Origin of the sequence: Maribacter luteus, assembly GCF_009674825.1 — a bacterium.
In the GTDB taxonomy this organism is placed as follows: Bacteria; Bacteroidota; Bacteroidia; order Flavobacteriales; family Flavobacteriaceae; genus Maribacter_A; species Maribacter_A luteus.
Map to the genome: position 1 here is coordinate 1 of NZ_WKJH01000028.1, position 294 is coordinate 294.

The 294-nt window shown below is 45.9% G+C and carries 1 pseudogene; it reads left to right on the forward strand.

What is annotated here, in order from left to right:
• Nucleotides 1–294 (forward strand): annotated as a pseudogene (locus GJ691_RS16315) (collagen-like protein); the annotation flags it as partial.

The window sequence follows — 294 nt, forward strand, 5'->3', positions numbered from 1 at the left end:
AGGAGAAGTCGGTGACAAAGGTGAAACCGGTGACAAAGGTGAAACCGGTGATAAGGGAGAAACCGGAGATAAAGGTTTAGTTGGTGACAAAGGAGACAAAGGAGATGTTGGTGATAAAGGAGAAACCGGCGACAAAGGAGAAACCGGAGATAAAGGTCTCGTTGGTGACAAAGGTGAAGTTGGCGATAAAGGTGAAGTCGGAGATAAAGGTCTAGTCGGAGATAAAGGAGACAAAGGAGATGTTGGTGATAAAGGAGAAACTGGAGATAAAGGAGACAAAGGCGAAGTCGGAGA